20 protein-coding genes are annotated in these 20,922 nt (G+C 63.9%); 10 read left to right on the forward strand and 10 right to left on the reverse strand.

Annotated elements, in window-relative coordinates; genetic code table 11:
* Nucleotides 1–86: 86 nt before the first annotated feature.
* Nucleotides 87–1,325 (reverse strand): threonine ammonia-lyase IlvA, encoded by a 1,239-nt coding sequence (gene ilvA / locus V8324_RS15570; protein ID WP_336420847.1) that lies wholly within the window; start codon nt 1,323–1,325, stop codon nt 87–89.
* 105 nt (nt 1,326–1,430) lie between these two features.
* On the opposite strand from ilvA, the gene V8324_RS15575 reads away from it, so the two are divergent.
* The 3 genes from V8324_RS15575 to mutS all read left to right on the forward strand — a co-directional run bounded on the left by V8324_RS15575 (nt 1,431) and on the right by mutS (nt 6,040).
* Entirely contained in the window at nt 1,431–2,657 is a 1,227-nt protein-coding gene (locus V8324_RS15575; RefSeq protein ID WP_336420848.1) for an argininosuccinate synthase, read from the forward strand.
* A 4-nt stretch (nt 2,658–2,661) separates the two neighbouring features.
* Nucleotides 2,662–3,300: a thiopurine S-methyltransferase gene (tmpT, locus tag V8324_RS15580; protein WP_336420849.1), complete on the forward strand. Its 639-nt coding sequence runs from the start codon at nt 2,662–2,664 to the stop codon at nt 3,298–3,300.
* A gap of 118 nt (nt 3,301–3,418) precedes the next feature.
* Nucleotides 3,419–6,040, forward strand: a complete 2,622-nt coding sequence (gene mutS / locus V8324_RS15585; RefSeq protein ID WP_336420880.1) for a DNA mismatch repair protein MutS — start codon at nt 3,419–3,421, stop codon at nt 6,038–6,040.
* Between the two features lie 22 nt (nt 6,041–6,062).
* Here mutS and V8324_RS15590 read toward each other — a convergent pair whose 3' ends face one another.
* The gene (locus tag V8324_RS15590; RefSeq protein WP_336420850.1) at nt 6,063–6,629 is read right to left on the reverse strand and encodes a nucleotide exchange factor GrpE; all 567 of its coding nucleotides are present in this window, start codon (nt 6,627–6,629) and stop codon (nt 6,063–6,065) included.
* 9 nt (nt 6,630–6,638) lie between these two features.
* Nucleotides 6,639–7,706: a heat-inducible transcriptional repressor HrcA gene (hrcA, locus tag V8324_RS15595; protein WP_336420851.1), complete on the reverse strand. Its 1,068-nt coding sequence runs from the start codon at nt 7,704–7,706 to the stop codon at nt 6,639–6,641.
* Between the two features lie 114 nt (nt 7,707–7,820).
* Between hrcA and rph the strand changes: the two genes are divergently transcribed.
* From rph to hemW, 3 genes are read left to right on the forward strand one after another with little or no spacing between them, the layout of a single operon-like run.
* Complete coding sequence (gene rph / locus V8324_RS15600) at nt 7,821–8,537, forward strand: ribonuclease PH (RefSeq protein WP_336420852.1); 717 nt, start codon at nt 7,821–7,823, stop codon at nt 8,535–8,537.
* Nucleotides 8,530–9,138, forward strand: a complete 609-nt coding sequence (locus tag V8324_RS15605) for a non-canonical purine NTP pyrophosphatase (RefSeq protein ID WP_336420853.1) — start codon at nt 8,530–8,532, stop codon at nt 9,136–9,138. Before rph ends, V8324_RS15605 begins: the two co-directional genes overlap by 8 nt.
* Nucleotides 9,131–10,309: a radical SAM family heme chaperone HemW gene (gene hemW / locus V8324_RS15610; RefSeq protein WP_336420854.1), complete on the forward strand. Its 1,179-nt coding sequence runs from the start codon at nt 9,131–9,133 to the stop codon at nt 10,307–10,309. The genes V8324_RS15605 and hemW overlap by 8 nt, the downstream gene beginning before the upstream one ends.
* Here the strand turns inward: hemW and V8324_RS15615 are convergent.
* Genes V8324_RS15615 through rho form a run of 6 tightly spaced genes read right to left on the reverse strand, consistent with a single transcriptional unit; the run spans nt 10,298 to nt 17,096 of the window.
* Nucleotides 10,298–11,203 (reverse strand): ParB/RepB/Spo0J family partition protein, encoded by a 906-nt coding sequence (locus V8324_RS15615; RefSeq protein WP_336420855.1) that lies wholly within the window; start codon nt 11,201–11,203, stop codon nt 10,298–10,300. The genes hemW and V8324_RS15615 overlap by 12 nt on opposite strands.
* A 19-nt stretch (nt 11,204–11,222) precedes the next feature.
* A complete protein-coding gene (locus V8324_RS15620; RefSeq protein WP_336420856.1) occupies nt 11,223–12,035 on the reverse strand; it encodes a ParA family protein in 813 nt (270 codons plus the stop codon).
* Nucleotides 12,028–12,642: a 16S rRNA (guanine(527)-N(7))-methyltransferase RsmG gene (gene rsmG / locus V8324_RS15625; protein WP_336420857.1), complete on the reverse strand. Its 615-nt coding sequence runs from the start codon at nt 12,640–12,642 to the stop codon at nt 12,028–12,030. Before rsmG ends, V8324_RS15620 begins: the two co-directional genes overlap by 8 nt.
* Entirely contained in the window at nt 12,639–14,510 is a 1,872-nt protein-coding gene (mnmG, locus tag V8324_RS15630; protein ID WP_336420858.1) for a tRNA uridine-5-carboxymethylaminomethyl(34) synthesis enzyme MnmG, read from the reverse strand. Before mnmG ends, rsmG begins: the two co-directional genes overlap by 4 nt.
* Before the next feature lie 2 nt (nt 14,511–14,512).
* A complete protein-coding gene (mnmE, locus tag V8324_RS15635; RefSeq protein WP_336420859.1) occupies nt 14,513–15,799 on the reverse strand; it encodes a tRNA uridine-5-carboxymethylaminomethyl(34) synthesis GTPase MnmE in 1,287 nt (428 codons plus the stop codon).
* Between the two features lie 25 nt (nt 15,800–15,824).
* The gene (gene rho, locus V8324_RS15640) at nt 15,825–17,096 is read right to left on the reverse strand and encodes a transcription termination factor Rho (protein ID WP_336420860.1); all 1,272 of its coding nucleotides are present in this window, start codon (nt 17,094–17,096) and stop codon (nt 15,825–15,827) included.
* 520 nt (nt 17,097–17,616) lie between these two features.
* On the opposite strand from rho, the gene V8324_RS15645 reads away from it, so the two are divergent.
* Genes V8324_RS15645 through dnaQ form a run of 4 tightly spaced genes read left to right on the forward strand, consistent with a single transcriptional unit; the run spans nt 17,617 to nt 20,354 of the window.
* A complete protein-coding gene (locus tag V8324_RS15645) occupies nt 17,617–18,213 on the forward strand; it encodes a Maf family protein (protein WP_336420861.1) in 597 nt (198 codons plus the stop codon).
* Nucleotides 18,210–19,043: a shikimate dehydrogenase gene (locus tag V8324_RS15650; RefSeq protein ID WP_336420862.1), complete on the forward strand. Its 834-nt coding sequence runs from the start codon at nt 18,210–18,212 to the stop codon at nt 19,041–19,043. Before V8324_RS15645 ends, V8324_RS15650 begins: the two co-directional genes overlap by 4 nt.
* Nucleotides 19,040–19,633 carry a dephospho-CoA kinase gene (gene coaE / locus V8324_RS15655; RefSeq protein ID WP_336420863.1) on the forward strand — a complete coding sequence of 198 codons (594 nt, stop codon included), beginning with the start codon at nt 19,040–19,042 and terminating at the stop codon, nt 19,631–19,633. The genes V8324_RS15650 and coaE overlap by 4 nt, the downstream gene beginning before the upstream one ends.
* Nucleotides 19,626–20,354 carry a DNA polymerase III subunit epsilon gene (gene dnaQ / locus V8324_RS15660; RefSeq protein WP_336420864.1) on the forward strand — a complete coding sequence of 243 codons (729 nt, stop codon included), beginning with the start codon at nt 19,626–19,628 and terminating at the stop codon, nt 20,352–20,354. Before coaE ends, dnaQ begins: the two co-directional genes overlap by 8 nt.
* A gap of 1 nt (nt 20,355) precedes the next feature.
* Here dnaQ and secB read toward each other — a convergent pair whose 3' ends face one another.
* Nucleotides 20,356–20,883 carry a protein-export chaperone SecB gene (gene secB, locus V8324_RS15665; protein ID WP_336420865.1) on the reverse strand — a complete coding sequence of 176 codons (528 nt, stop codon included), beginning with the start codon at nt 20,881–20,883 and terminating at the stop codon, nt 20,356–20,358.
* Nucleotides 20,884–20,922: the final 39 nt, after the last annotated feature.

Genomic DNA, 20,922 nt, shown 5'->3' on the forward strand with positions numbered 1-20,922 from the left:
CAACTCGGTATGACAGGTGCCCCAAGGTCTTCCTCTCGGCGATCGCGCTCGCCGCGACTGTCATCTATTGGTTATGAGTCCAGACCCTAGATCAGGAACTCGGCCAGAACCTCGTCGCGGGTGATGTCGCGGTAATCGAAGCCGGCCTTGTCCAGCCTGCCGAGAATGTCGACGAAATTCTCGGGGCGCGTCGTCTCGATCCCGATCAGGACCGAGCCGAAATTGCGCGCCGATTTCTTGAGATACTCGAACCGCGCGATGTCATCCTCGGGGCCCAGCATATCGAGAAAGTCGCGTAACGCGCCGGGGCGCTGCGGCAGGCGCAGGATGAAGTATTTCTTGACGCCCGAGAAGCGCTGCGCGCGTTCCTTGACCTCGGGCAGACGCTCGAAGTCGAAATTGCCGCCCGAGGTGACACAGACCACCGTCTTGCCACGGATCGCGTCGCCCATGTCCTTGAGCGCGTCGATGGCCAGCGCGCCGGCGGGCTCGAGCACGATCCCCTCGACGTTCAGCATCTCGAGGATCGTGGTGCACAGCCGGTCCTCGTCGATCACCCGCGCGCAAGCCGGATCGAGATCGGCGAGCCGCGCGAAGGTGCGCACGCCGATCTGTGCCACCGCCGCGCCATCGGCGAAATTGCGGACGTGACCCAGGCGCACGGGCCGGCCCGCCTGATACGCCGCCGCAAGGCATGCGCCGCCGGCCGGTTCGACCAGCGTCAGCGTGCTGCTATCCCCGAGATAGCTGCGCGCGCCCGCCGAGAGGCCGCCCCCGCCCACCGGCAGGATCAGGTGATCGGGGGCCTGCCCCAGTTGCGCCTCGATCTCGACCGCGACGCTGGCCTGCCCCTCGATCACGTCATCGTCGTCGAAGGGCGACAGGAAATGCCCGCCGATTTCGCGGCAATGCGTCTGCGCGGCTTGCAGCGTGTCGTCGAAATAATCCCCTACCATCCGGATCTCGACCGCGTCGCCGCCGAACTTCTCGGTCTTGCCGATCTTCTGCTGCGGCGTGGTCACCGGCATGAAGATCACGCCGCGGACCCCGAAATGCCGGCACATGAAGGCCACGCCCTGCGCGTGGTTGCCGGCGCTGGCGCAGACGAATTGCGTGGTTTCGGGGTGCCGTGCCAGCGCCTTGCGCATCGCGTTGAACGCGCCACGCAGTTTGTAGGAGCGCACCGGCGTGAGATCTTCGCGCTTGAGATAGATCTCGGCGCCGTAGCGGTCCGACAGGTGATCGTTGCGCTGCAGCGGCGACGGCTCGAACACCGCGCGCATCGCGGCCTCGGCAGCCCGGGCGTTATCCTGAAACTCTGTCATCCTGGTGAAGTGACGCAAAGCGGGCGGGCTGACAAGGGCTGCTGCTTGCCCCGGCCCACAAAACCCGCTAAGCGCGCGACGCATATCCGCGAAAGAGGAACCGCCATGTCCGCGCCCAAGAAAGTCGTTTTGGCCTATTCCGGGGGTCTCGACACCTCGATCATCCTCAAATGGCTGCAGACCGAATACGGCTGCGAGGTGGTGACCTTCACCGCCGATCTGGGCCAGGGCGAAGAGCTTGGCCCCGCGCGCGACAAGGCGCAACTGCTGGGGATCGCGCCGGACAACATCTACATCGAAGATCTGCGCGAGGAATTCGTGCGCGATTTCGTGTTCCCGATGTTCCGGGCCAACGCGCTTTACGAGGGCCAATACCTGCTGGGCACGTCGATCGCGCGCCCGCTGATTTCCAAGCGGCTGGTCGAGATCGCGGCCGAGACCGGCGCGGATGCGGTGGCGCATGGCGCGACCGGCAAGGGAAACGACCAGGTGCGGTTCGAGCTGGCGGCCTACGCGCTCAACCCCGATATCCGGGTGATCGCGCCCTGGCGCGAATGGAATCTGACCAGCCGCACGCGGCTGATCGACTTCGCCGAGAAGCACCAGATCCCGATCGCCACCGACAAGCGAGGCGAGGCGCCGTTTTCGGTCGATGCCAACCTGCTGCACACCTCAAGCGAGGGCAAGGTGCTGGAGGACCCGGCCGAGGCCGCGCCCGATTACGTCTACCAGCGCACGGTGGCCCCCGAAGACGCGCCCGACACCCCCGAGATCGTCGAGATCACCTTTGAGAAGGGCGACGCGGTGGCCATCGACGGCGCGGCGCTGAGCCCTGCGACGAGCCTGACGAAACTGAACGAGCTGGGCGGCAAGCACGGCATCGGGCGGCTCGATTTCGTCGAGAATCGCTTCGTGGGCATGAAATCGCGGGGTATCTACGAAACGCCGGGCGGCACCGTCCTGCTGGAGGCGCATCGCGGCATCGAGCAGATCACGCTGGACAGCGGCGCGGGGCATCTCAAGGATTCGCTGATGCCGCGCTATGCCGAGCTGATCTATAACGGCTTCTGGTTCAGCCCCGAGCGCGAGATGCTGCAGGCCGCGATCGACCGGTCGCAGACACATGTCAGCGGCACGGTGCGGTTGAAGCTGTACAAGGGGTCGGTGACCACGATCGGCCGCCGGTCGGATTACAGCCTGTATTCAGAGGCGCATGTGACCTTCGAGGACGATGCCGGCGCCTACGATCAGACCGACGCGGCCGGGTTCATCCAGTTGAACGCGCTGCGCCTGAAACTGCTGGCGGCGCGCGACCGGCGCCTGAAAGGCTGAGTCGATGGACGCCGAGTTCTGGCACGAACGCTGGCAGGAAGGCCGGATCGGGTTCCACGAGGGCCGCGTGAACCGGATGCTGGCGGCGCATATAGATGCGTTGCACCTTTCGGAGGGCGCGCGCCTGTTCATGCCGCTTTGTGGCAAAGCGTTCGACATCCACTGGCTGGTTCACGAGGGCTACCGCGTCGCCGGGATCGAATTGAGCGAGATCGCGGTGCAGGAGCTGTTCGCGGATCTGGGTGTGACGCCCGAGGTCACGCAGGCCGGGCCACTGAAACGGTTTGCCGCGACGGGGGTGGAGGTGTTCGTGGGGGATATCTTCGCGCTGACCGCGGACATGCTCGGCCCGGTGGATGCGGTCTATGACCGCGCCGCCCTCGTCGCGCTGCCCGCCGAGATGCGCGGACCCTACACGCGGCATGTGGCGCAGATCACCGGCACCGCGCCGCAACTGCTGGTGACATTCCAATACGACCAGGCGCTGATGGACGGCCCGCCGTTTTCGCTGACCGAAGACACGGTGCGCGACCTTTACGGCGCGCGCTACGCGATCACGGTGCTGGAACGCGCGGATGTGCCGGGCGGACTGAAAGGCGTCGTCGAGGCGACAGAATCCGCCCTGCTGCTCCAGCCGTCCTGAACCGGCGGTTCCAACCGGCCTTCGGTTTTGGCTTTCGCTGCGGGACAGGGGTTTGTAGGATCCGCGCAAAGCGCTGCGAGGGGGCAAGGTGACGGTTGCGGCATCGAACGTGACGCCGATGATGGCGCAATATCTCGAGATCAAGGCGCAGTATCCCCAGGCGCTCTTGTTCTACCGGATGGGCGATTTCTACGAGCTGTTCTTCGACGACGCCGCGGCGGCGGCCGAGGCGCTGGAGATCGCGCTGACCAAGCGCGGCAAGCACCAAGGCGAGGATATCGCGATGTGCGGCGTGCCGGTGCATTCCGCCGAGGGCTATCTTCTGACGCTGATCCGCAAGGGGTTCCGGGTGGCGGTCTGCGAGCAGATGGAGGACCCCGCCGAGGCCCGCAAGCGCGGGTCGAAATCGGTGGTGCGGCGCGAGGTGGTGCGGCTGGTAACCCCCGGCACCCTGACCGAGGAAAGCCTGCTGGACGCGCGCCGGCACAATTACCTGGCGGCCGTGGCGCAGGTGCGGGGCGAGGGTGCGCTGGCCTGGGTCGATATCTCGACCGGGGCGTTTCACGTGATGCCACTGGCATTGGCACGGCTGGGGCCGGAACTTGCGCGGCTGGCCCCGCGCGAGGTGGTCGTGGCCGAGGCCGACGCGGCCAACCTGCGCGAGATCGTCGAGGAAAGTGCCGCGTCGCTGACCACACTGGGGCCGTCGTCCTTCGACAGCAGCGGCGGCGAGCGGCGGTTGTGCGCGCTGTTCGGGGTCGGCACGCTCGAGTCGTTCGGGGCGTTCACCCGGCCCGAGGTGGCGGCGATGGGCGCGATCGTCGACTGGCTGGAGGTCACGCAGAAGGGCAAGCTGCCGTTGCTGCGCGCGCCGGTGCGCGAGGCGCAGGCCCGCGTGATGCAGATCGATGCCGCGACGCGCCGTAACCTTGAGCTGACGCAAGCGCTGGACGGGCGGCGCGCGGGATCGCTGCTGGCGACCATCGACCGGACCGTAACCGCCGGTGGCGGGCGCCTGCTGGAACGCCGCCTGTCGAGCCCGAGCCGCGTGCTGGACGTGGTGCAGGCGCGGCTGGACGCGGTGGCGGCGATGGTCGACGCGCCGCATCTGGCCGAGGATCTGCGCGAAAGCCTGCGCCGCGTACCGGATCTGGACCGCGCGCTGTCGCGGCTGGGGCTGGAGCGTGGCGGGCCGAGGGATCTGGGGGCGGTGCGAAGCGGGCTGGCGCAGGCCGCGGGCATCGCCCAACGGCTGGCGGGCACCGACCTGCCGCCCCTGCTGGCCGAGGCGGTCGTGGGCCTTGATGGCCACGCGGACCTGCTGGATCTGCTGGAGGGGGCGCTGGTGGCCGAGCCGCCCTACCTCGCGCGCGATGGCGGGTTCATCGCGCCGGGCCATGACGCGGGTCTCGACGAGGCGCGGCAGCTGCGCGACGAGGGGCGCGGCGTGATCGCGGGGATGCAAGGCGACTACGTACAGCAGACCGGCATCGCGTCTCTGAAGATCAAGCACAACAACGTGCTGGGCTATTTCGTCGAGGTCACCGCGACCCATGCCGAGCGGATGCTGGCCGCGCCGCTGAACGAGACGTTCCGGCACCGGCAGACCACCGCCAACCAGGTGCGCTTTACCACCCGGGAACTGAGCGAAATGGAGACGCGGATCCTCAATGCCGGCGGGCGGGCGCTGGAGATCGAGAAACGGCTTTTCGAGGACCTGTGCGCGGCCGTGCTGGAGCGGTCTGCCGAGGTGGCGCAACTGGCGCGCAGCCTTGCCGAGCTGGATCTGGCCACCGCGCTGGCCGATCTGGCACGGGCCGAGGACTGGTGCCGCCCGGCGGTGGACGAAAGCCGCGTGCTGAAGATCACCGGCGGGCGGCACCCGGTGGTCGAACGCGCCCTGCGCGCGCAGGGCGGCGCGCCCTTCATCGCCAATGATTGCGCGCTGGATGACGACAGCGACATCCGGCTGCTGACCGGCCCGAACATGGCCGGCAAGTCGACCTTCCTGCGGCAGAACGCCCTGATCGCGTTGCTGGCGCAGATGGGCTGCTTTGTTCCGGCGCGCATGGCACATGTCGGGCTGGTCAGCCAGCTTTTCAGCCGGGTCGGCGCGTCGGATGACCTTGCGCGGGGGCGGTCGACCTTCATGGTGGAAATGGTCGAGACCGCGGCGATCCTCAACCAGGCCGACGCGCAGGCGCTGGTAATTCTGGACGAGATCGGGCGCGGCACCGCGACCTATGACGGGCTGAGCATCGCCTGGGCGACGCTGGAGCACCTGCACGACGTCAACGGATGTCGCGCGCTGTTCGCCACGCATTACCACGAGCTGACCCGGCTGAGCGACACGCTGGCCCGCGTCGAAAACGCCACCGTCGCGGTCAAGGAACATGACGGCGAGGTGATCTTCCTGCACGAGGTGCGGCGCGGTGCGGCCGACCGCAGCTACGGCGTGCAGGTGGCCAAGCTGGCCGGGTTGCCGCCGCTGGTCGTCGACCGGGCGCGCGTGGTGCTCGACGCGCTGGAACGCGGCGAACGCGAGGGCGGCGGCGCGCGAAAGGCGCTGATCGACGATCTGCCGCTATTCGCGGCGATGCCGCCGCCTGCCTCCGCGCCAGCGGCCTCAACGAGCGCCGTCGAGGCGCGGCTTGCCGACGTCCTGCCAGACAGCCTGAGCCCGCGCGACGCGCTGGCGCTGGTCTACGAGTTGAAGGCATTGTCGGACGAGGCCGGGTAAGGCCGCGCCCTGCCCCGCGGCGCTATTCCGTTTCGCGGTTGGACGACACGCCGACCTGCGCGGGGCGCAGGATGCGGTCATGCAGCATGAAGCCCTGCGCCGAGACCTGGATGATCTCGCCGGCTTTGGTGCCGGGCAGCGGCGCCTCGAACATCGCCTCGTGATGCTGCGGATCGAAGCGGTCCCCGGGCTGCGGATCGATTAGCGTGATCCCGTGCTTTGTGAACACGTTGCGGAGTTCGCGCAAGGTCAGCTCGACCCCTTCGATCAGCGCCTCGGAACCCTCGCGCTGTTCGGGGGTTACCGTGTCCAGCGCGCGCTTGAGATTGTCATGCACCGGCAGCAGATCGCGCGCCAGCTTGGAGCCGCCGTAATTCTCGGCCTCGCGCCGGTCCTTGTCGGAGCGTTTGCGCGCATTCTCGGCATCGGCGAGGGCGCGCATGAACTTGTTTTCCAGCGCGTCGCGCTCGGCCCGCAGCGCGTCGATCTCGGCCGCCTCTTTCGAGACGTCGTCGGCGGCGTGTTCCTGCTCTTCCGCGGCGGCTTCTTCTATATCGTCAAGAAAGTCGTCTTTTCTCGGCTCTGCCATTCTTCACCTCTAACTCCGGTCGGAGATCAATTTGCCCACCAGCTGCGCGGTGTAGTCCACGATCGGCACGATTCGCCCATAGTTGAGCCGCGTCGGGCCGATGACACCCACCGCGCCGATGATCTTACGGTCAGCGTTCATATATGGAGAGACGACCAAAGAGGAACCCGAAAGTGAAAAAAGTTTGTTTTCCGAGCCGATAAAGATGCGCACGCCCTCCCCTTCATCGGTCAGTTCCAGAAATTCGGCGATGTCGCGCTTGCGTTCGAGATCATCGAAGAGCACGCGGATCCGTTCGAGGTCGTCCTCTGGGGCGTCGGTATCCAGCAGGTTCGCCCGGCCGCGCACGATCAGACGTTCATAGCTGTCGCCCTCGCCCTCTTCCCAGACGGCGAGACCGCTTTCGACCATCGCCTGCGACAGCGCGTCGATCTCCTGCCGGCGGCTCTTGATCTCGGTGGCGATCAGTTTCTGCACGTCGGACATCGTGCGCCCCTCGGCGAGCGCGTTGAGGAAATTGGCCGCCTCGCGCATGGAACTTGGGGTCTGGCCGGGCGGCGGCGTGAAGATGCGGTTCTCGACATGGCCGTCGGAAAAGACCAGTACCACGAGCGCGCGATCCGGGCCGAGGCTGACGAATTCCATGTGCTTGATCGGCGCCTCGTGCTTGGGCGTCAGCACCAGCGAGGCGCCGCGCGTCACCCCCGACAGCGCCGACCCGATCCGGTCGAGCACCCCGGCCACGTCCTGCGAATTGCTGCCCACGGTGGCGTCGATCAGGCGGCGATCGGCAGTCTCGACATCCGACACCTCGAGCAGGCCGTCTACGAACATTCGCAGCCCATTCTGTGTGGGCACCCGGCCGGCGCTGACATGCGGGCTGCCCAGCAGGCCGAGATATTCGAGATCCTGCATCACGTTGCGGATCGTCGCGGCGCTGACTTTCTCGCTGAAGTCGCGTGTCAGGCTGCGCGAGCCGACGGGATCGCCGGTGGCGAGATAACCTTCGACCACGCGGCGAAACACTTCGCGCGAGCGTTCGTTCATCTGGTCCAGAATGTGGCGTCCATCGTTCATGTGCCGGGTGTCCTCGTTGCGACTCCATTAAGGACGGGATATCGCAAAGGTCAATCGGGCTTGCCTTGTCGGGCCCGCCACATGTATGGCCCAAGCGAAACAAGGGGAAAATACATGCGTCCTTCCAACCGACACCTAAACGAAATGCGCGCGGTTTCAATCGAAACGGGCGTGACCAAGCATGCAGAAGGCTCTTGCATGATCAAGATGGGCGACACCCATGTGCTGTGCACCGCGACCATCGAGGACCGCGTGCCGCCTTTCGTGAAAGGCACGGGGCTGGGCTGGGTCACGGCCGAATACGGCATGCTGCCGCGATCGACCGGCAGCCGGATGCGCCGCGAATCGACCGTCGGCAAGCAGGGCGGCCGCACCTTGGAAATCCAGCGCCTGATCGGGCGGTCCTTGCGCGCGGGCGTCGACCGCGTGGCGCTTGGCGAGCGGCAGATCACCGTCGATTGCGACGTGATCCAGGCCGATGGCGGCACCCGTTGTGCGGCGATCACCGGCGGCTGGGTCGCGCTGCGGCTGGCGGTGGGCAAGCTGATGAAGGCCGGTGACGTGACCGGCAATCCGCTGGTCGATCCGGTCGCGGCGGTGTCCTGTGGCCTTTATGCCGGGCAGCCCGTTCTGGACCTTGACTATGCCGAGGACAGCGAAGCGGGTGTCGACGGGAATTTCATCATGACCGCGTCCAAACGCCTGATCGAGGTGCAGATGAGCGCCGAGGGCGCCACCTACAGCCGCGACCAGATGGACGCGCTGCTGGACCTGGCAGAGCACGGTGTCGAGACGTTGGTGGCCAAGCAGCGCGAGGCGACGGGTGCGTAAATTCACCGACGACACGCTGCTTGTCGCGACGCATAACGCGGGCAAGCTGGACGAGATCCGGGCGCTTCTGGCGCCTTACGGTGTCACCGTGCTGGGGGCCGGCGAGAAGGGCCTCGCGGTGCCGGACGAGACGGAAACCACCTTTGTCGGCAACGCCCGGATCAAGGCGCATGCGGGCGCCGTCGCGACCGGTCTGCCGGCGCTGTCGGACGATTCGGGGATCGTGATCGACGCGCTGGACGGCGCGCCGGGTGTTCACACTGCGGATTGGGCCGAAACGGGCCAGGGCCGGGATTTCGTCATGGCGATGACCCGGGCGCATGACGCGCTGGTAGCGCGCAAGGCGCCGCAACCCTGGACCGGCCGGTTCTGCTGCACGCTGGTACTGGCCTGGCCGGACGGGCATGACGAAGTGTTCGAGGGCACCGTCGATGGCTGGATCGTCTGGCCGATGCGGGGTGCGTCCGGGCATGGCTATGATCCGGTGTTCGAGCCGCTGGGATACGATCTGACCTTCGGCGAAATGGACCCGAAGCAAAAGAACCGGATCAGCCACCGCGCCGATGCGTTCCGCAAGCTCGTCGAGCGCTGCTTTGGCTGAAGACTGGCAAGCGGGCGGGTTCGGGCTGTATCTGCACTGGCCATTCTGCCAGGCGAAATGTCCCTATTGCGATTTCAACAGCCATGTGGCGCGCGACATCGACCATCGCCGCTGGCGCGACGCGTACCTGCGCGAGATCGACCGCTACGCGGCAGAGATGCCCGGCCGCGTCCTGGGCAGCGTGTTCTTCGGCGGCGGCACGCCCAGCCTGATGACGCCCGAGACCGTGCATGACATCCTGGAGCATGCGCGGCGAGCCTGGCCGGTGACCAATGACCTCGAGGTGACGCTGGAGGCCAATCCCGGGTCGGTCGAGGCGGGGCGGTTCCGGGCCTTCGCCGAGGCCGGCGTGGCGCGCATCTCGCTCGGCGTGCAGGCGCTGAACGATACCGACCTGCGCCGGCTCGGGCGGCTTCACAGCGTGGCGGAATCCCTGCAAGCCCTTGATATTGCACATAAATCTGTCGATCGCGTCAGTTTCGACCTGATCTATGCGCGGCAGGATCAAAGCCTCGAGGAGTGGCGCGCGGAGCTGCAACAGGCGATCGATCTGGGTGTGGATCACATGTCGTTGTATCAGCTGACCATCGAGGGCGGCACCGCGTTCGGGGATCGCTACCGCGCCGGCAAGCTGCCCGGGCTGCCCGGCGACGACCTGGCGGCAGACATGTACGACGCGACGCAGGAGATCTGCGAGGCGGCGGGGCTGCATGCCTACGAGGTGTCGAACCATGCCCGGCCGGGGGCCGAATCGCGGCACAACATGATCTACTGGCGCTATGGCGATTACGTCGGCATCGGGCCTGGGGCGCATGGGCGACTGACGATTGACGGGCAGCGCCATGCGACCGAGACATGGCTGCTGCCCGGGCGTTGGCTGACGGCGGCCGAGAGCGGAGCGACCGAATCGGCGCGAACGCCGCTTGCCGGGGTCGAACAGGCCGGCGAGTACCTGCTGATGGGCTTGCGCGTGACCGACGGGATCGACATGACCCGGCTCGCCGAGATGGCGGGTCAGCCGCTGGATACGGCGATCGTGGAGCACCTGAGCGATATCGGCATGGTCGAGCGGCGCGGCGAACGGCTTGTTGCCACGCGCGCGGGTCGCAAGGTCCTGAACTCTATCATTTCGGCACTGCTGCCCGAGATCGAAGCGTGCTCAGACGCTTAGCATCCCGATCAGGCGATCGAGCTGATCGAGCTTGTCGTAGCGGATGGTGATCTGGCCGTTTTCTGCGCCGGGTTGGTGATCGATACTGACCGACATCGTGAGATGCGCCGACAGGTCATCCTCGATCGCCTTGGTATCGGCGTCTTTCGCGGGGGACGCGCGCTGCTTGCGCGGTGACGAGCCGGCGGTACGCCCAGGATCGGTCACGGCCTTGACCAGTTTTTCGGTCTCGCGCACCGACAAACCCTTCTCAATGACCTGACGGGCGAGCGCGACCGGATCGTCGGCCGTGAGGATCGCGCGGGCGTGACCGGACGAGAGCCGCCCCTCGCGAAGATGTGTCAGCACCTCGTCGGGCAGGTTCAGGAGGCGCACGGCATTGGCGATGTGACTGCGGCTCTTGCCCAGGACCTCAGCCAGTTTTTCCTGCGTGTGCCCGAACTTGAGCATCAGCTGGTTGAATCCCGTGGCTTCCTCGACGGGGTTGAGATCGGCCCGCTGGATATTCTCGATGATCGCGACCTCGAGCACCTCGGTATCGCTGAATTCCCGCAGGATGACCGGGATCTCGTGCAGCTTGGCCATCTGCGCGGCGCGCCACCGACGCTCGCCGGCGACGATCTCGAACTCGCCGTGGCTGCGCGGGTTGGCGCGGACGATCAACGGCTGGATGATGCCGTGCTCGGCAATGGATTGCGACAGTTCGTGCAGCGCATCGGCATTGAAATTGCGGCGCGGCTGTTCGGGGTTGGGGTGCACCTTCTCGATGGGGACCGCCATGTCGGGTTGGCGCGGCCGGTCCTCGGTCCCCTGCCCGATATCGTCACCGACATCCGCCATGAGGGCCGACAGCCCCCGACCAAGGCCGCGATTCTGGGTTTTCCGGGTCGACATGGGCGTATTTCCTTTCGGCTCAGGCGGCCACGCGGGTGGTTTTTTCAAGCAACTCGACTGCGAGATCGCGATAGGCCTGCGCGCCCTTCGAGTTTGGATCGTATCGCAGGACAGAAAGCGCATAAGACGGTGCCTCGCTCAACCTTACGTTGCGAGGGATGCGCGTACGGAACACGAGATCTCCAAGGTTGTCGCGTGCGTCCTTCTCGACATGTCCTGACAGGTTGTTACGCGTATCGACCATCGTCAGCACGATCCCCTCTATCCTCAGATCCGTATTGGCGCTCTGCCGCACCTCACGGACTGTCAACAGGAGTTGCGAGAGACCTTCCAGCGCGTAGAACTCGCTTTGCAGCGGCACGAGGACGGAATCCGCGGCCACCATGGCGTTGATCGTCAACATGTTGAGAGATGGCGGGCAATCTATCAGGATGTAGTCGAAGGTATAGGTATCCATGGCCCGCTGCCGGAGCGCATCGCGTAAAAGGTAAAGCTTTTTCTCGTTCGAAAGGAGCTCTATGTCCGCAGAGGACAAATCGACCGTGGCGGGCACGATGAAGAGGTTTTCGTCACCGGTCGTCTGGATGATCCGATCGAGCGCGACGTCATCATCCAGTAGGAGATCATAGGTCGTGAGATCCCGCGCGTCGGGTTCTATTCCGAGGCCGGTCGACGCGTTTCCTTGTGGATCGAGATCGACCAGAAGCACGCGCGATCCGCTTGCCGCCAGAGCGGCGCCCAAATTGATGGTCGTCGTGGTCTTTCCGACCCCGCCTTTCTGGTTTGCGATGGCGATGATTTTCGGGACGGCTTGATGGTGAAGGTCAGACACGGCGCACCCCTGTGACACTGAGAATTACCGAGTTTTCTTGTACCACACTTTTATCGACATGATAGTTGAAATGCCATTCCGAACTCGCATCGCGGAGCTCTTTTTCCCACGCTTGACCCTTTTGCAAGAGTGCGAGGCCGCCCTGGCCCAGATGCCTGTCAGCATATTCAAGGAGTTTGGTCAAAGGCGCGAGCGCGCGGGCCGAGACGACCGCGGCCGCCAAGGGCGGAACGTTTTCAATTCGATCCGTAATGACATCAGCCTTTACCCCGGTTTCGCGCAGGACGGTGCGCAGAAAGGCGGATTTACGTCCATCGCTTTCCACAAGCGTCATGCGATGGGAACCAGACTGCTCGTGAAGGAGTAACGCGATGATGAGACCGGGAAACCCGCCACCCGTCCCCAGATCGGCCCAGTGACCGAGCCTTGCAGGTGCCAGCTTGAGAAGTTGCGCAGAATCGGCGAAATGTCGCGTCCAGAGATCCTCGATCGTTGACGGTGCGACGAGATTTATCTTGGAGTTCCACTTTCGCAGAAGTTCTGCGTAGATCTCGAGGCGCTCGACTGTTTCACGTGAAACATTGAGGTCTGCAATAGAGCGTGTCACGTTGTCTTTAACCGCCCTGACTGCTTGAGATTGACCAGGATAACCGTCAGCGCGGCAGGTGTCATTCCCTCGATCCGAGACGCTTGAGCGAGATCCCCGGGGCGGATCGTCGTAAGCTTGGATTTCAGCTCGTTTGACAGCCCGTCGATGCGGTCGAAGTCGAAATCCGCCGGGATTTCATGCGCCTCGTCGCGCTGCAGCATCTCGACATCCCGTGCCTGGCGATCGATATAATTCGCGTATATTGCCTCTGTCTTAAGCTGACGCCGTATGGGTGCCTCAACCTCGGCCAAGGCGGGATCGAGCGCCGTGAGGTGATCGAATTCAACCTCAGGAAACGCCAGAACCTGAAACGCGCTTCGCCGGGTTCCGTCCTGGTTGACCCGAAGCCCCGCACTGACGAGCCGCTTGGGACTGTAGGCTTGCCTATTCAGCTGATCGCGTGCGGTCGCGAGTTGGAGCATCTTGTCCTCGAAGGCGAGACGGCGCGGTTGCTGCACGCAGCCAAGTTCCAGACCCAGTGGCGTGAGGCGCTGATCGGCGTTGTCGGCGCGCAATGACAAGCGAAACTCGGCGCGGGACGTGAACATTCGGTAGGGTTCGGAGACGCCCCGGCTCGTCAAGTCATCAATCATAACACCGATGTAGCTTTCCGTCCGACTGAAGCGCACGGGATCTTCGTTGCGGACGTGTCGGACAGCATTGATACCGGCTACCAAACCTTGCGCCGCAGCTTCTTCGTAACCGGTTGTCCCGTTGATCTGACCGGCGAGAAAGAGGCCGGCGACTGTCTTGACGGCAAGACCCTGGGTGAGGCCTCGTGGATCGACGTAGTCGTACTCGATCGCGTAGCCAGGCTGAACGATTTCCGCGTTTTCCAAACCCACGATAGAATGTACGTAGGCGTTCTGGATATCTTCGGGCAAAGATGTGGAAATTCCGTTCGGATATATCACGTCGTCGGACAGTGATTCCGGCTCCAAAAATATCTGATGCGCATCTTTCTCGGCAAACCGAACCACCTTGTCCTCAATCGACGGGCAGTAACGCGGCCCCGATCCTTGGATATGCCCGCCATACATGGCCGACCTGTCGAGATTGTCCCGGATAATGTCATGCGTTTTCGCATTCGTGAACGTGATACCGCAAGCGATCTGTCGGGCAACCGGTTTATTAGACAGGAAAGAGAACATCACCGGTTCGTCGTCCGCCGGCTGGAGGTCCAGTTGCGACCAGTCGATGGTTTTGCCGTTCAATCGCGGCGGCGTCCCAGTTTTAAGCCGACCCATGGGTAGGCCGAAACTATCCATCCGTTCCGCCAGCGTAACACTGGGCGACTCCCCTATTCGACCACCCGGACGAGAAACGTCGCCGATATGGATCATGCCGCGCAAGAACGTCCCCGTGGTCAGGACCGTTGCAGTCGCCGCAACCTCAGAGCCATCGCCCAGCCTGACGCCCGTCACGGCTCCCTTGTCCATGAGAAGGTCGGCAACTTCGCCCTCGATAACCGTGAGGTTGGGATGGGCATTGATCTCTCGAGTCATGAATGACTGATAGAGCTTACGGTCCGCCTGCGTACGGGGGCCTTGCACGGCCGGGCCCTTGCGACGATTCAACAGGCGGAACTGGATTCCAGACTGGTCCGCCACCCGGCCCATGAGACCGTCCAGCGCGTCGATCTCTCTGACGAGATGTCCCTTGCCAAGTCCGCCAATTGCCGGATTGCACGACATCACGCCGATCTTGTCCGCGGAAAGTGTCACAAGAGCGACGGACGCGCCCATGCGCGCCACGACATGCGCCGCTTCAGCGCCGGCGTGGCCGCCCCCGATGATGATGACGTCAAAATGTTTCACGTGAAACATCCTCACTTTCCGATGCAGAAGCTCATGAATATGTCGTCTAGGACAGACTCGATGTCGACCTTTCCTACCAGAGAATCGAGGGCTCGGATAGCGTTGTGAAGGTCTTCAGCGGCCAGCTCCGTCGCCTCCTCGCCCTGTGCGATCCGTGTCCTTGCCGCCTCCAATGCCGCAAACCCTTCGCGCATCGCGGTCTCGTGTCGCATACGGATCGCGGCTCCCGCGCCCTGCGCCCGAGCTGCCAGAACATCCCCGATACGGGCAACTAGGCGATCCACGCCCTGTCCGGTCAGACCAGACACACCGGTCGATCCATCGCGCAGCAAGTCCGCCTTCGGGGTCAAGAGGATGTCTTCGGCCGAAATCAAACCGGCAAATTCGTCCAGCGACGTACCGAGACACACGCGCAAATCCGCTTGTCTTGCCCGATCTCGCGCCCGGCCTACGCCCAATGTCTCGATCTTGTCCTCGGTCTCGCGCAGCCCAGCCGTATCGAGGAACGTCACCGGTAACCCATCGATATCCATTCGAACTTCTATGACGTCGCGCGTCGTGCCCGCATGTTCGGAGGTGATTGCAGCGTCCCGCCCCGCCAGTCGGTTCAGAAGGGTTGATTTGCCGACATTCGGTACCCCTATGATCGCTACCTCGAAGCCATCGCGGATCCGCTCGGCTATCTCCCGGCCCTCGATCTGTCGCTCCAAATCCGCCATGACACCGGACAGGATAACGCTCACCTCGGGCAGAAGCGTGTCTGGAATATCCTCTTCGGAAAAATCGATCGTTGCTTCCAACAGCGCGACCGCCCGGATCAGATCACCACGCCACTTGGCACACAGGCCCCCGAGATGGCCGGACAGGACGCGCATGGCTTGCTGACGCTGCGCTTCCGTCTCGGCATCGATCAGGTCCGACAACGCCTCGACCTGCGTGAGATCCAGACGCCCGTTCGCCAGCGCCCGCCGCGTGAATTCGCCGGGCTCTGCAGAACGTAAGTCTTTGAATTTATGAAGGTTTTTTAGGATTTCGGAGATCACTGCCCGGCTGCCATGCACCTGAAATTCAACAATGGCCTCGCCCGTGAAGCTTGCCTTTTCGGGAAAGAACAGGACCAGGCCCGTGTCGAGACGGAACCCATCGTGATCGCGAATCTCGCGCAACGTGGCCTCGCGCGGCCGCGGCAGCGCCCCGCACATCACTGTCGCCACGTGCGGTGCGCGAGGACCCGACACTCGAATCACGGCAACGCCAGCCTTGCCCGGGGCCGTGGAAAGCGCGTAGATCGTCTCCATCAGACCGCCCCTGAGACCTTTCTGGTCAGGTGTTCATAGAGTCGAAGAATTCCGAATTCGTCTTCGTCTGTTTGAGTTTCGAAAGCAGGAATTCTATGGCATCCGTGGTACCCATCGGATTGAGGATGCGGCGCAGCACGAAGGTCTTTTGCAGATCGGCCTTGTCGATCAGCAACTCTTCCTTGCGAGTACCGGATTTCAGGATGTCGATCGCCGGGAAGACCCGCTTGTCGGCCACCTTGCGGTCGAGGATCAACTCCGAGTTGCCCGTGCCCTTGAATTCCTCGAAGATCACCTCGTCCATGCGGCTTCCGGTTTCGATCAGCGCGGTCGAGATAATGGTCAGCGACCCGCCCTCCTCGATGTTGCGCGCCGCGCCGAAAAACCGCTTGGGCCGCTGTAGCGCGTTGGCGTCGACACCGCCGGTAAGGACTTTGCCCGAGGATGGCACGACGGTGTTGAAGGCCCGCCCCAGCCGGGTGATGGAATCGAGCAGGATGACCACGTCGCGCTTGTGCTCGACGAGGCGCTTTGCCTTCTCCATCACCATTTCCGACACTGCCACGTGCCGCGAGGCCGGCTCGTCGAAGGTCGAGCTGACCACCTCGCCCTTGACCGAGCGTTGCATGTCCGTGACCTCTTCGGGCCGCTCGTCGATCAGCAACACGATCAGGTAGCAATCGGGGTGGTTGTGCTCGATGCTGTTCGCGATGTTCTGCAGGATCACGGTCTTGCCGGTCCGCGGTGGCGCCACGATCAGTGACCGCTGACCCTTGCCGATGGGCGCGACCAAGTCGATCACCCGCGCGGTGCGGTCCTTGATCGTCGGATCCTCCACTTCCAGCTTCAGCCGTTCATCGGGATAAAGCGGTGTCAGATTCTCGAAGGCGATCTTGTGACGGGCACGGGCCGGATCCTCGTAGTTGATCTTGGTAACCGATGTCAGGGCGAAATACCGCTCGTTATCGTCGGGCTGCCGCATCTCGCCTTCGATCGTGTCGCCCGTCCGAAGCGAATACTGGCGTATCATGTCGGGCGACACGTAGATGTCGTCAGGCCCCGGCAGATAGTTCGCCTCCGTCGAGCGCAGGAAGCCGAACCCGTCCTGCAGCACCTCGAGAACGCCATCCCCGAAGACGATCCAGTCGTCTTCAGCGCGTTCCTTGAGGATCGAGAACATCATCTCGCCCTTGCGCATGGTCGATGCGTTTTCGATCTCGAGCTCTTCTGCGATGTCGAGAAGCTCTTTCGCCGTCATGGTCTTGAGATCGGAAAGGTTCAGGCGGTCTTCGGACATTCTGTTTCCTGTATGCGCCGCGTTCGGTACGCGGGGCTGGATCACGAGGGGAGGTTGTCACCCGGACGGGTTGGCTTCGCTTAAGGCGTTTTGCCGGCGGGGTCAACATGTGCTCGGGCTCACCCGTCGGGCTATGGACAGGGATGCTCATTCCTTTTCTTAAATAAATATAAAGAGAGTATTTTATGATGTGGTAGGTGTATGCAACAAAACCGGGGATAACTTATCGTCCCCAAACTTATCCCCAAGCGAACGACGGAATTTTTCTTCCTGGTGCGATGGGCTGGAATATTAATGTAGTATTATCAATGTTGTACGGCCCAGAACCCCGTTTACCTATGGAACATCTGTGAACACCGCGGTTTTTATCCACCGGCCAGACATATCCTCATCCACGGTGGAGAACCGATGCCCAGCCTCGCGACGACTGGGCGATTTCGGGAGGAACCACGTCCGGGATAGATTTCCCGGCAATTTGTTTTTACTAAACAGACAGCTTTTGCGTAGGGTTATACACATCATGTCCCCATTGATCCTCGCCTCGACGTCGCGCACCCGTCGCCAGCTTCTCGAGAATGCGGGCCTCGCCATCGAGGTCATGCCGCCCCGCGTGGACGAGGTCATGATTCGCGACGGTCTGCTGGACGAGGGCACGACGCCGCGCGACATTGCGGATGCGCTGGCCGAGGCCAAGGCGGCGCGGGTCAGCAACAAGACGCCGGGCGCCATGGTGCTGGGCTGCGACCAAGTGCTCGATCTCGACGGGGATCTGCTGTCGAAACCCGCGACCGCAGACGAGGCGCGCGCGCAGCTTCTTGCCATGCGCGGGCGGCGGCACGATCTGCTCTCCGCAGCCGTGATCTGCGAGGACGGCGCGCCGATCTGGCGCCATGTCGGAAAGGCGCGGCTGACGGTGCGGCCATTCTCGGAAGGTTGGCTCGACGGGTACATCACGCGCAACTGGCCGGACATCTCCGACAGCGTCGGGGCCTACAAGCTCGAATCCGAGGGTGTGCGGCTTTTTTCCAGGGTCGAGGGCGATTACTTCACGATCCTCGGTCTGCCCCTGCTCGATCTTCTCTCCTTCTTGACCCTTCGCGGAGACTTGGCGATATGACGCATCCGATAATCCCCTTGGCCGGTGTCCTCGGCGCCCCCGTCGCGCATTCCAGATCGCCGCAGTTGCACCAGCATTGGCTCGCGACCCTCGGCATCGCCGGGTATTATATCCCCATGCATGTCGAGGGCGAGGACCTCGAAGCGGCCCTTCGTCTCCTGCCGAAGATGGGTTTCAAGGGGGTCAATATCACGGTACCGCACAAGGAGCTTGCCCTCGACATCGCCGATCACGCCAGTGACCAGGCGGTCCGCATCGGCGCGGCGAACACGCTGACGTTCGGCCCCGACGGGGCGATCCATGCCGAAAATACGGATGCGTACGGATTCGAAATGAATCTGCGTCAGAACGCGCCGGGCTGGCAGCCGTCCGTGGGGCCTGCTGTTCTTTTCGGGGCCGGTGGTGCGGCGCGGGCCGTGGTCGTCGCGCTGCTGGATGCCGGCGTTCCGGAGATCCGCGTTGCCAATCGCACACGGTCGCGCGCCGATATCCTTGCGCAAGAGTTCGGCGACCGTTTGACCGTGGTCGATTGGAACGAGGCCGGCAACGCCCTGCGCGATGCGGCGACCGTCGTCAACACGACGTCCCTGGGCATGACCGGGCAGGCGCAGTGGCCAGTCCCGCTCGATGCGCTGCCTGCGGATGCAGTAGTGACCGATCTCGTCTATGCCCCTCTGGAAACGCCACTTTTGAGCACAGCGAAGGCCAAGGGCTGCGTCTGCGTGGATGGGCTCGGTATGCTTCTGCACCAGGGTGTACCGGGTTTCGACATGTGGTTCGGCGCCCGCCCCGAGGTCGACGCGGCCACGCGGGATGCGGTGTTGCGATGACGTTTCGCCTTGGCCTGACCGGATCCATCGGGATGGGCAAATCCACCACCGCCCAGATGTTTGCCGAGGCGGGATGCGCGGTCTGGGATGCGGACGCCGCGGTGCACCGACTTTATGCCAAAGACGGTGCCGCGGTCGCACCGATCGCCGAGGCCTTCCCCGACGCCATACGCAACGGTATGGTTTGCCGCGACGCCCTAAAGGCCATCATCCAAGGCAACCCCGAGGCGCTGCGTCGGATCGAGGCGATCGTGCATCCGCTGGTGGCGCAGGATCGCGCCGAATTTCTGGAGTCGCGGCTCGAGGCGATCGCCGTCCTCGACATCCCGCTGCTTTTCGAGACCGGGCTCGACCGCGAGGTCGATGCGAGCGTAACCGTCACCACCTCGCCCGCGCAGCAAAAGGCCCGCGTGATGGCGCGCGGCACGATGACCGAGGCGCAGTTTGACGCGATCCGCGCCAAGCAGATGCCGGATGCCGAGAAACGCGCCCGCGCCGATTACGTGATCGAGACCGACACGCTTGAGCATGCACGCGAACAGGTGCAGGCTGTGATCGAAGATATCGAAAGGCGCGGACAGCATGCGTGAGATCGTCCTGGATACTGAAACCACCGGTTTTGATCCGGAGACCGGCGACCGGATCGTCGAGATCGGGGCGATAGAGCTTCACAACCACATGCCGACCGGGCGGACGTTCCACGAATACATCAACCCCGAACGCGGCATGCCCGACGAGGCGTTCGGCGTTCATGGTATCGGTCCCGACCTTCTGGCCGTGCCCCGCGCCGCTCAGCCCGGCGAGGTGGTGCTGAAGGACAAGCCTCTGTTTCGTGCGGTCGCGCAGTCATTTCTCGATTTCGTCGGCGATGCCAGGCTGGTCATCCACAATGCCGCCTTCGACATGAAATTCCTGAACGCCGAACTTGGCTGGCTGGGCCTGCGCCCCCTGCCGTGGGAGCGCGCGACCGACACTCTGACCATGGCGCGACAGAAATTCCCCGGGTCCCCTGCCTCACTCGATGCGCTCTGCCGGCGGTTTGCCATCGACAACGGGTCGCGCACCCTGCACGGCGCGCTGCTCGATTCCGAGATCCTCGCGGAGGTTTATCTGGAGTTGATCGGCGGGCGGCAACCGGATTTCGGCCTCGGCCCGGTGCGTACAAGGAATGTGGCGCAGGACGGGTCAAGCACCGACTGGCGCCCCGGCCCGCGTCCTGCCGCGTTGCCCTCGCGCCTGACACCGGCCGAGGAGGCGGCCCACCGCGCTTTCGTCGAGGCGATGGGCGACGCCGCGCTCTGGTCGCGCTAGGTCAGGCGTCGGCGTTCTGCTTGCCGGTTTCGGACTTCCGGCGTGCGATCTCGTTGCGGTAAAGCTGGACGAAATCGATGTTTTCGAGGTTCAGCGGCGGGAATCCGCCGTCGCGGGTGACGTCGCTGACGATGCGGCGGATGAACGGAAAGATCATGCGCGGGCACTCGATCAGCAGGAACGGGTGCAACTGGTCCTCCGGGACGTTCTCGACATGGAACACGCCGACATAGTCGAGCTCCATCACGAACAGCATCTCGCCCGAACCCTTGTTCTTCGACGTGACGTTGAGCTTCGTCGCCACCTCGTATTGATGTTCGGTCGAGCGTTTCTTGGCGTCGAGGTTGACCGAGACCTGCACATCCGGCGTGACCTCGCCACCGGTGCCGCGCTGCGCCAGCACGTTCTCGAACGAGAGATCGCGCACGAATTGCGTCATGATATGCATGCGCAGCTTTGCGCCGTCACTCGCCGCGGCGCCGTTTTCCGCGCCGTTGCCGGATGACGCGCCGTTTTCCTGCTCTGCCATTGGAAACTCCTGAAGGCTCAAATTAAGATCGCGGCTTGC

The sequence above is a fragment of the Roseovarius sp. D22-M7 genome, assembly GCF_037083785.1.
In the GTDB taxonomy this organism is placed as follows: domain Bacteria; phylum Pseudomonadota; class Alphaproteobacteria; order Rhodobacterales; family Rhodobacteraceae; genus Roseovarius.